The organism is Halogranum roseipondis (genome assembly GCF_059695585.1).
Map to the genome: position 1 here is coordinate 1820423 of NZ_CM185235.1, position 11506 is coordinate 1831928.

The 11506-nt window shown below is 48.2% G+C and carries 8 protein-coding genes and 1 pseudogene; 7 read left to right on the plus strand and 2 right to left on the minus strand.

Features of this window, described 5'->3' with window-relative positions:
* The first annotated feature begins 128 nt into the window (after nt 1-128).
* Entirely contained in the window at nt 129-1628 is a 1500-nt protein-coding gene (locus tag EOHIBHHM_RS09650) for an FGGY family carbohydrate kinase (RefSeq protein ID WP_497249979.1), read from the plus strand.
* Between the two features lie 445 nt (nt 1629-2073).
* Here EOHIBHHM_RS09650 and EOHIBHHM_RS09655 read toward each other — a convergent pair whose 3' ends face one another.
* Nucleotides 2074-2313, minus strand: coding sequence for a hypothetical protein (locus EOHIBHHM_RS09655; protein WP_497249981.1), 240 nt, complete (start codon nt 2311-2313; stop codon nt 2074-2076).
* Between the two features lie 165 nt (nt 2314-2478).
* Here EOHIBHHM_RS09655 and EOHIBHHM_RS09660 point away from each other — a divergent pair, with 165 nt between their 5' ends.
* Entirely contained in the window at nt 2479-3390 is a 912-nt protein-coding gene (locus EOHIBHHM_RS09660; RefSeq protein WP_497249983.1) for a restriction endonuclease, read from the plus strand.
* Nucleotides 3391-4107: 717 nt separating this feature from the next.
* A pseudogene (locus EOHIBHHM_RS09665) lies at nt 4108-4508 on the plus strand (transposase); the annotation flags it as partial.
* Nucleotides 4509-4695: 187 nt separating this feature from the next.
* Here EOHIBHHM_RS09665 and EOHIBHHM_RS09670 read toward each other — a convergent pair.
* Nucleotides 4696-6279, minus strand: coding sequence for a hypothetical protein (locus tag EOHIBHHM_RS09670; protein ID WP_497249985.1), 1584 nt, complete (start codon nt 6277-6279; stop codon nt 4696-4698).
* Between the two features lie 1086 nt (nt 6280-7365).
* Here EOHIBHHM_RS09670 and EOHIBHHM_RS09675 point away from each other — a divergent pair.
* The 4 genes from EOHIBHHM_RS09675 to EOHIBHHM_RS09690 are packed head-to-tail and all read left to right on the plus strand — an operon-like array spanning nt 7366 to nt 11369.
* On the plus strand, nt 7366-7590 hold the full coding sequence (locus EOHIBHHM_RS09675; protein WP_497249987.1) for a hypothetical protein: 225 nt from the start codon (nt 7366-7368) through the stop codon (nt 7588-7590).
* Entirely contained in the window at nt 7587-9212 is a 1626-nt protein-coding gene (locus EOHIBHHM_RS09680) for an alkaline phosphatase family protein (protein WP_497249989.1), read from the plus strand. The genes EOHIBHHM_RS09675 and EOHIBHHM_RS09680 overlap by 4 nt, the downstream gene beginning before the upstream one ends.
* A 35-nt stretch (nt 9213-9247) precedes the next feature.
* On the plus strand, nt 9248-10339 hold the full coding sequence (locus EOHIBHHM_RS09685) for a glycosyltransferase family 4 protein (protein WP_497249991.1): 1092 nt from the start codon (nt 9248-9250) through the stop codon (nt 10337-10339).
* A gap of 28 nt (nt 10340-10367) precedes the next feature.
* Nucleotides 10368-11369, plus strand: coding sequence for a glycosyltransferase family 4 protein (locus EOHIBHHM_RS09690; protein ID WP_497249993.1), 1002 nt, complete (start codon nt 10368-10370; stop codon nt 11367-11369).
* Nucleotides 11370-11506 lie beyond the last annotated feature (137 nt).

An 11506-nucleotide genomic window follows, 5' to 3' on the forward strand; every position in this document is an offset into this window, starting at 1 on the left:
CTCTTTAGACAGTAGTTCGGCGCGTCGAAATGCGTTCACAGCAAGAGTACTTGAGACCGCGACTGTGAGCGTCTTTGTATACTGAGGGTGGTGCAGATTCAAGACGATACGGGCAGGCACATAGCACAATGGCAGTCCTCATCGGCGTCGACGCAGGGACACAAAATATCAAGGCGATCGCTGTCGACCACCGTGGGCATATCCTCGGTACATGCACGCAGTCTGTTCCATCACTCACTCCTGAATCTGGATGGGCCGAACAAGAGATGGATACAGTGTGGTCGCAGACTGCCACAGCAATTCACTCAGTCATCGAAGCACTCGACGACGACGTCGAAATCAAAGGCGTGGGGGTGACTGGACAGGGCGATGGCTGTTGGCTCATCGACAAGGCTGGTGAGCCAGTCCGGAATGCAATCCTGTGGTCGGATAGTCGTGCAGCAGGTGTGCTTGAGGCGTGGGAGGGAGATGGCACGCTCGAGAGACTCGTCGACGTGTGTGGGTCAGCCCTGTATCCGGGGATGTGTCTCCCCCTTCTTCGGTGGCTCGCAACTGAAGAACCCGACACGCTCAAGCAAGCGAGCACTGCGTTCGCATGCAAGGATTGGCTCACGTTCAACCTGACCAGCCAGCGTGTGACGGATACATCTGAGGCGACGGTGCCGTTCCTTGAGCAGGAAACAGAGACGTTCACCCCGGCTGTCTTCGACGAGGTCGGATTGGGCACACACGGGGAGTTGATTCCGGAGGTTGTCGCTCCCACGGACGTTGTTGGAACAGTGACTGCAGATGCTGCTCGGGAGACCGGGCTCCCAGCGGGCACACCTGTCGTCGCCGGCGCAATCGACGTGGTCGCCTCCGAAATTGGAAGCGGCTGTGTCAACCCTGGGGATGGGGCGGCTTCGATCGGGACCTCGCTGTTCACGCAAGTGCTAAGTGACGGACCAGGTGCGTCGACGTCTGGAATCGGCATGGCCATCGGCATCGATGGACGATGGACAACGGCCATCGGGTCGAACGCTGGGACGCGGAGTCTCGAATGGGTGCGTGAGGAACTCGGTTCGGGCTTGTCGTTCGAGGAGTTAGAAACCCAGGCGAAGTCAGTGCCAGTTGGGTGTGAGGGTGTGCTGTATCTCCCGTATCTCAGCACGACTGGCGAACGGGGGCCATTTGCCAACCCGGATGCACGTGCACAGTTTCTCGGGCTGGGTCCCGATCACACGACCGCTCATCTCGTTCGGAATGTGTACGAAGGACTTGCCCTTGCACTCCGTGACTGCATCGAGCATCTCCCACGCGCGCCTCAGTCGGTGTCGCTGAGTGGTGGCGCATCACAATCGACGTTCCTGTGTCAACTGCTCGCCGACTGTCTCGGAACTGAGGTCGTTGTGCCGGCGCATTCGGAACCCGGTGCGATGGGTGCTGTGACGTTCGCCGGTGTTGGTATCGGTCTGTTCGACAGTCTCGAGGCGGGGACAGACAGCGTGCTGGGGGCAGACACCAGGTATGAGCCGTCCCCGGCGGCGGCAGCGAACTACGATGACCTCTATGCGGTCTACGTCACGGCGCGTGAGCAGATGGCGCCAGTTTGGAACGCACAGGCTCGATTCCGCGACGGATCTGCGTGACTGTGCGAAACAGTGAGTGTCGTCCCCGCTGTAGGGTACTCGGTTCCCACGACTCGGTATACCCTGTTCGTGGAAAACGTGGCTGTCAACGGGGTCGTGTAGTCGATACTATTCGAAAAGACAGGGATCGAAGCGTGCTCGGTACGCTCTCACCTTCTCGTTCATATCAATCTATAAGGCTGTCACATGGTGTGGGAGGGAACTCGTCTGTGCGTGTTCCGTAGACTGCCGTCGACTGCCGTTCGAGACAGAGACCGACGACTAACCGACCCGGCAAACAAGGCGGGAGCAATCCCAACGTGTGTAGTTTGTGTCGTGTTCCGGTTGTGAGTGTGAGCCCGGATGGGCGTTCAAGGATGGCACAAAAGGGTCGTAGCGGTGGCTACAATCTGAATTTCAAATATATAACGCGGCGTGTCTGCGTCAGCTCTCTCAACTAGGGATATTATGAATTCTCTCTCGGGTCCTCGCTTAACTCATATACTCCTGTGTCTAGTAAGTTCTCAATGTAACCATGCTCTTCGAGGCGTTTGAGTCGTTGTCCAACATATTGTGACGTAAGTGACTCCCTGATACCCTCCTGAATGATTAGTTTCTGTGCAAGACGTGGTGTGACTCGGCCCTCTTGAAGAATGTCTAGAAGGGTTACATCAATTTCATTGAGGTCTTCCATGTCGAGCGTCATATTGTATGCCTATCGTTTCGGAGCTCTTGTAATCTCTCAATTTCAATATCAAGTTTGTATCCCAAACTATATGGTACTGCGAGCTCTACTGTTTGATGAGGCGCCCTGCCACAGAAATGGCCGCGTGCGAGGACACGCGACCGGTGCCTCAGGAACACTAAGGCAATGAAAGCTAACGATGCATGCAGTGATGAACTTGATGATACGCAAACTGACCCTGTCTGTCCCCAGACTGGTGTTGTCCAATCTCTCAAACAGATGTCGCGGCTTATCCAGTATGGACCGACAGTAGTAACTGACCAACCGTATGCTGTTCACTACCGCTCTCAAGAGCTAGCAGCGAACTTTCCCAATTGGGGTACCGTCTCTCGGGATTCTGAAGGTACATTTCTTCGTGTTGAGTCGAACAAGACCCTAAAGACAAATCTAAGTCAAGCTTGCGATCAGAGACTTGACTTTCAGCAGCTCCATCGAACGCTGAAGAAGCTGTCTGAGATCGTTGGAGAAGCAGCACGACTTACCACCAATGCGTCCAATCAAAGCAAATACCGCTTAGAGGTCTACATCCCGTTCGGCTACTCAGTGCCCGACATTTTCGGTCTAAGTTCGAACTTTGCTGATGAAAAATTAGCAACTACAACAGAATCTGGACAGTTCCCAACACCTGTTCAGGAATCCAAATTCTGGAAGACCGAGACATTACTTGGGCTACATCCACGCCAGTTTGAATACTTGGTCGCAAAATTGTGGAAAGAACTTGGCTACGAAACGTCAGTGACACCCGATTCTGGTGATGATGGTGTTGATGTTGTGGCAACAAAAGATGAGACACTTGTTGTCATTCAGACCAAAAGAAACCAGCCATCTCACCCAGTCACAGTAGATGTCGTTCAGCGAACTATCGGGACAATTCCGCAGTTTCGTGCTGACCGAGCTGTCGTTGTCACAACGTCTGACTTTGCTGTGTCCGCACAAGAATCTGCAGTTGCGAGTGACGGTCTTGTTAGGTTAGTTAATGGTGATATGCTTCACGGCATGTTAGCAGCGTCGAATATTGAAAAGCCGGAGACGTTGTGACAATGGGAGCCATAGCAACTACACCACAAGAGCGTACCGCATCGCTAACTGACCTCCTCACTAGTGCCTTAGCCAATTCGTTCACCTTGGGCACAGATTGTACTGGTTCGACGCACCACTACTACCGTCCAGCTAATGCAATCATCGTGTTCAACGGACGTGAGCTGGATCACTATCAACCACTCAATGGTCGTACTCTCGAAGAGTGGCGTACGTTCGTCGCCCACGAGCGCGGGTGGATGTCCTTCGGCCCACTCGCACAGCTTGGATTGCAAATGGATGCGAAACGTAAGGAGACTTGCCAATGAGCACTCGCGAGGAGTTACAGATGCATCTATCGCAGGCGCTCTCGCGGACCGAAAACCCTGATGTCCAAGCGCATCTGCATGCTGCAATAGAGTCTTGTGAGGAGCTTCCTTTGACGCCGCTCGTTGAATGTCCAGTGTGTGGCAAAGTAGGACTTCCAGAACGGATCACACTTCACGAGTGTAGGTAGACTAAACTGAACAGAACATCTCTTTCTTTCCCGCTCTTACGCACAGCTACGGAAAAGCCAGTGCATTCCGCCGGCGTATGGCGGATATGTCTAAAACCCAGCCAATCTTCGGCAGAATGCTTCGAAACGGCTCTGTTGAAATCCCACAGAGAGTTACAGGTTGGTCCGGTAGTCTGGCCGGATAGAAGCCCTCCCGAAATCGCGGTTACTCCGGTTCGTTGAGCACGCGATACACTCGGCACGCCGAGCTGTCGCTCATCGACTTTCACGTGACGACGACCAGAAAACACGACACCCAGATCGCGCCGTCGCTTATCAAGCGAAATATCGGTGAAGTAGCGATTCTCCTTGGCGACGAAGGATACGACGACCAGAAAATACACACCTTAGCTCGTGACGGGGGTTTTCGTCCGCTTATCAAGCATCGTGAGCTCTCGTTACTTCACAAGGCGTGGAATGCTTGAATAGACACGGTCTCTACGGCCAGCGCAGCCAGAGCGAGACAGTAAACTCCCGTCTCAAACGCAAGTACGGTGGGTTCGTTCGGTCTCGACACTGGTGGAAGCAGTTTCGTGAACTCGTTGTTGGCTGTCTCACTCACAACATCGACAAGGCACTCTGAACGTTAGATATAGACCGTGTCTCTAACACTGTTCTTATCACGAGTGGCGACGACGCAACAACAATTCAGACCAAACTGGGCGACTTAGACCCTGATACAGGAGGTAGTCAGTCTGGTGGTATAGCCATCGTCACCGGGCCTGTAGGTTGATATCACCAACTGACAACTATGCGTCATCATTTGTACGTTAGTTATTGAGCAGGTAGAATCCCGCAGATCCCGAGCTGTAAACTTTGTGTCGTCGGGGGGTCTCTGTCTGATTAAACAGTAATTGCTCGTGGTCTAAGAATGGGTAGAGGCGGGTGGGATACTCTTCGTCAAACTCTGTATGCACAAAGTATGCGCTTGTTTGATTTGAAGAATCATCGATTGGATTAGTATTAAACTCCGAGGCGCGTTGTTCGTATGTTTTTCTCCCGACTGCAAAAGATACGAAGCGCTCAGGCTCTGTTCGGTATCCCGCCACTGACCCATCGGTTTTGTGAGCTGTCGTCCATTCAAAGCCTTTAATCACAGGTTCCTGAATCTGGGCGTTAGGATGCGCATTTTGCGGAGATAGATATATCGCCGGGAGTGAAGCAGCCGTCAAAATGAGGAGACAAACAAATGCAACTTTCTTCGCAGGCCCCTTGCGAGTGTGAAACGCTGCCCGAGCAGCAAGTGGTCCGAGAACTATCAGAATCATTGGGATCGGCCTCCAAGGTTGGACGTTGACGACATTTATAACGGCATTCGCAGCAGTGAAGCATCCGACAACAGTCGTCCATGCGAGGATTAGACCATCTGCTCGAGTGATTTGATTCATGACAGCTCCGCGAACGAGAAGCAAATAGCAGACGAAGGCAAAGAGACAGGCAAAAGCGAATGCTGTCCCCCAAAGAACCAAATCAAGGATTGCGACGTTTCCAAGTGCGCTGGACGCTGTTGTTGCTTGCTCTTGGGTTAGCGATTCGGATGTGAAAAATTGGCCGAAGGACAAGAGTGCGGAAACCAAACGGATTCCTAACACACGGGCAAAAAACTCCACCCGAAAGGTGACCCAACTTGTGAGTGCCACTGCTAACGTGATAGGTAAAACAAATGTTGTCGAGCCATTGTGGTGAGCAGCATTAGCAAACAACCCGACGAAGACGACTAATGAAACCAACGGATGAATAAAAACTGTCGCGACGGCGACGAGCATCACGAGTAACTTCGTTCGGACGTCACGGAGAGGGAGAAACAGTACGCCCATAAAAAACAGCGAATAGCAAACCGCCTGTAAATAGGGCTTGAAGTATGTGTATGACCCGGTGTCTTTCGGAGCGGCGAGAACAAGTGCAAATGGCGCGAGCAGACAAAGCCGCCAATCAAATCCATGCCGCCTGCCGATTAATGCCCCACCAGCCACCATCATCGAGATGAGACCCAGACTAGCGGCGTGAATGCCAAGAATCGGATTGATCTGGGTCACGTTGACCACGCTAGCCGCTAAGATATGAGGGACAGGATAGATAAGAGACTCCAGCACGTTCCCCGATGAGATAATAGTCTTGACGTGGCCCGCATGGATCGGGGCATCGGTCCCACGCCCGAAAAAGGCGTAACCTAATGCTTGAGGAAACGAGATGGTCGCAATGAATGCAATCAGCAAGCTCAAGAACCCAATTCGGTTTCCATGACCGCTCATAGCAAGCCCAAGCAGAATGATGAATGCTGAAAAAACCAGAACCGTTGAGGGTAGTGATGCGGTGTATATTGAAAAATGGCGTTCTGGTGTCTCGTGAATCAAACCCACAACTCCCGACATAACTGACAAGTTTAGCAGAACTAAGAGCAATTTAATTCCTCGAGATCGAGATGCTCTCATATTTCTCATACTACGTTTTTTTCAACACGGCGATTAAGAGTTGTGACGTGACTCGACGAGACATACTCTACAAATGGCGTGAAAATCCACGGAGGCCTGTGGCTTACCTTTGTTTTTTACTTCTTGGAGGGTGCGCGGCACTGGTTGAATATGCCGCAGAAATACCCTCGTGGATTGTCTTCGGCACGCTTGTTTCATTCCTCTTTGTCCTTTGGTGGATTGATGAGACGACGGATGCGATGCTAGACTGGTAACTTAGCGACCAAGAGTTATCAGAAAAATTAACCGATATGACTGAATAAATTGTACCGTCAACTACGAAAGCCGCGACACAAGAGCGTATCGCATCGCTAGCTGGTCTCCTCACTAGTGCCCTTGCCAACTCATTTACACTGGGCACTGACTGCACAGGTTCTACCCACCACTACTACCGCCCAGCTGACGCAATCGTCGTGTTCAATGGCCGCAAACTAGACCACCATCAACCACTCGACGACCACACAGTCAAAGAGTGGTGCACGTTCATTGCCCAAGAGCGCGGGTGGACGTCCTTCGACCTCCTCGCATGGCTTGGATTGCAAGATGGATACGAAACGCAAGGAGAATCGCCAATGAGTGCTCGCGAGGAGCTACAGATGCATCTCTCGCAAGCGCTCTCGCGAACCAAAGATCTGATGTCCAAGCGCATCTGCATGCTGCACTAGAATCGTGTGTGAGACTCTCTTTGACGCCGCTCGTTGAGTTTCCAGTGTGTGATAAAGTAGGGCTTCCAGGACGGATTGAACTTTACGACTGCGTTTGATCTCTTGACAATATTGTAACTTCACATAGGTTAATATCTATCTTGTAACTTGCTTATATCCGTAAAAATTGTCCCAGAATTCAATACGCCAGCCTCATATTCACAAATATACATAAATGTTCCCTGATAATTCATATCATACATCGATTTTTCTACTATTAAGTTAGATAATCTTTTTAGCCTTCAAACCACACGCTAACTCAAGTATGACTACAGGAGAACGTGGTGCAATTGGTGTTGACCCAGAAACCCGTGAAGAACTCTCGACAATTGCAGACCAGCTAGACAACTTTGATTCAGAGTTGGAATTACTGGATTACATTTTGACTAGGTTTATAGAGGAATTCGACGCAGGGTCACCACAGTCAAGTTCTACGTCTGAAGAGGATGGTGTACAAGAACGACTACAACAACTCGGTTATATTGAATGACAGAAAGTTCGTCTCAGGTATTTATCATCGGCCTCGATGGTGTACCTCCCAGAATCGCTGAGCGAGGTATTGATCAAGGCCGACTATCTGCCTTAGAAAAAATGCAAACTGAGGGCGCAAGTGGGGTTACGCGCTCAACTGTTCCCCCTCTCTCAATGATGGCTTGGAGTACATTTTCTACCGGCCAGAATCCCGGGAGCCACGGTATTTTTAACTTCATCCTGAAAGATCGTGATTCTCACAATACTAGATTTGCTGATTTAAAATCGTTGGAAGAACATAGTACCCCGTTCTGGGATTACTTAGATTCTATTGGTGTCTCATCCGGCGTAATTAATATAATGCCTGGTTATCCACCATCTGAGTCAAAAGGCTACCACGTGTCAGATCATATTACGACACCCAAAGGTGGTTCAATTGCATATCCGGAGTCGGTAGAACAAGCCATAGAATCCGTTGAAGGTGCATTTGAGTTTGCTCCCATTACAGGGTATTCACCCGGTGATGGTGAAGAAAATCTCTCATCCTATATTGAGCGTTTTCTAGAAATTGAGCAAAAGAGGGCTACTATCACAAAAGAATTAATCAAAAAGAACTCAGTCTCTGTGTCAGCGATCGTATTCAGTGGGCCTGATGTGTTTTTGCATGAAATTGGTCATCTACTAGACCCCAATCATCCGAAGCACGAACCCCAACTAGCTGAAAAGTATGCTTCCTCTATATTTGATCTCTTAGAGATTTATGACGAATTCTTATGTTGGTTGTCCGAATACTTGGGTGAGACTGATTATCTCATGGTATTATCAGACCATGGCCATGATAGTGTTCATACTGCGGTTAATCTAAATTCGTGGCTTTATCAAAACGGATATCTTTATCTTAAAGACCGACCGCAAACCCAATTAAAGAAAGCATTATATAATAACGTATATCAAAATGTGCGAGAGTTAATGAAAAGGTTTGGGATATATGAACAGATCAAACTTACCGTCGCTCGTTCAGGTAATAGTGAGGGGCTACTAGACTTAGAAGATATACTAACCATATCGGAAGAGGACATTAACTGGAAAAAGACAGACGCATATACGGTTGCTGGCGATGGTCAAATATACGTGAATTATAAGCGTGGCACTACAGCTTACCAGTCAACTAAAGCTAATCTTCGTAATGACCTGAACCACTTGTCGGATCCTACAACAGGAGACAACATCGTCGATGAAGTTATTGATGGGGATAGTGCATATCCAGGCGATGTAAAAGATTCTCGCCCGGATCTTGTCTGCGTACCAGTACCGGGGTATCGATTTAGTTTCCCCCAGACTATGCAGACGAACACCTATGTTACCTCTCCCCAAAAGTGGTGGAGCCATACTTCTTCAAAAGACCGCAATGGGATATTCTATATGTCAGGGCCAGATGTCTCATCGACGGATGATGCAGAGGTTGGGCTAGCCGACTTCGCACCAACTATTTTTTCTATGTTAGGACATCCAATTCCAAAAGCTATGGATGGCACTCCACAATCCGGCTTGTTCAATGAAGATAAAAAACATATGAGAGAAAAATACGATGGTCGAATAGAAGTGACTAATACAGTCCGGCAGATTGCCTCTGAACTCTAATACTAATACAAATGGATATTGCTTTTCAGTCTACAGTGAACTATGGCGGCGTTGGTCGATTCACTGTAGAGTTACTGTCTGCACTGTCGCCGATGTGTGATAAAGTAACTCTCTATCCTACGCCTTTATCGGTTGACAACCCTCAAGAAATCGATTGGTGGGACAAAATCCCTGCTAATTTAGAAATTCGCGCAACTCCAAGTACCCCCGAAGTGCTTCTCTCTCATTCCCGAGAGATGAGCTCACATGACATTTCACATATAAACTATGCGACCTTTGGATCCGCAGCACTAATCAGTTCATTATTAACTAATACGCCATATGTTTTTACTATCCATGGTTCACTCGATATCGATTTCCAAACAAGGACTCTAGCTGATCGGTTTAAACATGACGTACTTGAAAGACGTATCTTTCTACCCATTCTCAGCGGCCACGGCCAACCAGTTACTGTCTCAAACTATGCTAGCAACCGTCTTGAACAAGAGGTTGGAGTTAAGTCGCCAGCTATTCATCACGGAATAAATATAGAAAAATATCAAAATCCTTCTAATTTCCAGAGAGAAAAGTATGGATTTAGCTCAACCTCAGATATTATTCTCTTCGTTGGACGATTCTATCCATCTAAAGGTACAGTTCCTCTTTTGAAATCATTTGACAGGATCCAACAGCGGTATGAGAATAATGTTGAGTTAGCAATCGTGGGGGGCGGAGAGCAGTCATCTGTTGTCAAAGATATTGCTAAATCTCACCCACATAGTGTCCACTTGCTACAAGATTTGAATGATGAGGATCTAAGATCTCTGTATAACGAGGCAAGTATATTTGCACTGCCTTCTACCAGTGAGACGTTTGGTCTAGTATTCCTTGAGGCAATGGCAACTGGGACGCCTATTGTGCATACGAATGCTGGTGCTGCTCCGGAAGTTGTAGGTGATGCGGGTCTTATGACACAATCAAACACTCCAAGAGAGATTGCTGACACTATCCTCGAATTATTAACGGACGCCAATTTGTACGCTCAGATCAAGAGTAACGCAAGCCAACGAGCAAAGCGATTCAGCTGGAAAAATGCTGCAGAACAGTATTTGCAAGTATATGAGAACGTAATAACTAACCAAAATTAAAATGATAATTGATATGTACTCCCGGTGGATGGTCTCGTGGAATGGGACATGCCAAGTGATTAAAAATCTCTCTGAAAACCTGATGAATGAAGGGCATGAAGTTCGGATAATGTGTAATCGGCTTTCAGAGGGACCCTGGCTGCCTGAAGGAATTGAGACAATAAAGTTAGAGAGCAATCCGTTATCAGCATATACTCAAATCAAAAGATTATATTCTGAGAACCCGCCAGATATCATTCACAGTCATGATAATTTAGGATTCCTCGCTGAATCTGTCTCAGTACCACATATAGCTACTAGTCATAGTAATTGGCCACGTTCCTGGTTTTTGAGTAAGAAGCATTTTGCTGCTGGTCTCTTTCAAGAGATCCCTCATGACCTTCTTCTTAGACTTTCTGACGTAGCGGTCGCAGTGTCAAAATACTCTCAGCAACAGCTCCACAAGAGATTCAATCAGTCTGAGTTTGTATATAATGGTGTTAAAGTTCTAGACCATGTCTCATATTCAGATACTAATTCATTTTTATTTGTGGGCACAGTAGATGATAGAAAGGCGAAACATCTCCCAAGAGTCTGGAAGGAGATCTCCTCTAAATCGGATGCGACACTGGATGTCGTCGGTAACCCTTCCTCAAAGCCAATTATTCAGAGATTAAGTCGATTAGATAATGTCACCGTCCACGGAAAAGTAGAATCTGTTGAACCATTTTATTCCGATTCGTCAGTACTTCTGTTCCCTTCGAGAGCTGAGGCGTGTCCATTGACTGTTTTAGAGGCTCAATCGCATGGTATTCCCGTAGTCGCGTTTGATATCTGCTCTCACGATGAACTAATCAACAATCAAAATACCGGAGCTGTAGTACCTGCATATGATACTTCTACATTCGCAGAAGCAGCCATTCGTCAGATCGAAAGTTATGATCATTCTACATTCACCAATTGTCGTAATTGGATCCGATCCAATTTTAATGTCAAATCAATGTATCAGAGTTATTTAGAATTATATATGAGTGAACTAAAGCAGAGCTAACTCTCACAGCATTTGCTTATTTATCAGGTTTTGTGTTTGCGTTTGATAAGGCGAAATTCATACAGTTGAAGCACGTCTCTACCTAAAAAAGGACGTCAGAGGATCTGCTTGACCAGCTTCCACGTCTGGTGACAGGA